Below are 894 nucleotides of genomic sequence, written 5' to 3'. Positions count from 1 at the left end.
TGGAGTGACCCCTGTCAAATAGACAGAAATAAAAAAGACCAATTAAGCAGCCTGAGTTCTATATTGATATGGACTCAGGTTGTTTAATTTTTTCTGGAAGCGATGATGGTTATAGAATCGAATATACATACTTACAGCACCTCTAACCTCTTCAGAGGTTCGGAAGGAGTTCATATAGAAACACTCCGATTTAAAGTGGCTGAAGAAATTCTCCATACAAGCGTTATCCCAGCAGTTTCCCTTTCTTGACATACTGGATTGCATCTTATATTTTTTCAATAGGTTATTATATTGGTGGGAAGTATATTGGTACCCCTGGTCGCTATGCAGAAGAATTCCTTTAACATTCCGTTTTTTCTTTGCTTTTTTTATTGTATCTATTACAAGTTTTAAGTCGTTTCTCCGGCTGACTTGATAAGAAACGATTTCATTGTTATAGAGGTCTTTTATGGCGGATAGGTAAAGTCTCTGTCCATTAAAAATCAAATATGTAATGTCAGTTACCCATTTCTCATTAGGTCCGGATGCATGAAAATCCCTATTAAGAAGGTTTTTAGAAATGACATATGCTTCTTTCTTCCCGTAATAAGGTTTCCTCTTCCGAATCAGGGACTTTAACCCTAGCTCCCGCATAAGACGCTGGACACGCTTGTGGTTCAGGTTTAAACCGTAGGTTTTATCCAGCCATACCTTTACTCTTCGATACCCATAGATTCCTTTGAGTTTATTGTAGCATCCTATAATTTTTTTCTGAATCTCTTCATCCTCCAGTTGCTTTTCAGAAGGGGATATTTTACGTTTTAACCATTTGTAGTATCCACTTCTTGATACATGTGCAATTTCGCATAATAATTGAATAGGGTAGTGTTCCTTGGACATTTCCCTAATTACCTC

Annotated in this window: 1 protein-coding gene; it reads right to left on the bottom strand. The window is 37.0% G+C overall.

The window, feature by feature from the left end; genetic code table 11:
* Window positions 1-42 precede the first annotated feature (42 nt).
* Window positions 43-894, bottom strand: an 852-nt coding sequence (locus AKG34_RS25820; RefSeq protein ID WP_236695058.1) for an IS3 family transposase, incomplete at its 5' end; no start/stop codon positions are given.

This window comes from Peribacillus butanolivorans, from assembly GCF_001273755.1.
GTDB lineage: Bacteria > Bacillota > Bacilli > Bacillales > DSM-1321 > Peribacillus > Peribacillus butanolivorans.
This window is presented reverse-complemented; position numbering and strand designations above follow the sequence as displayed.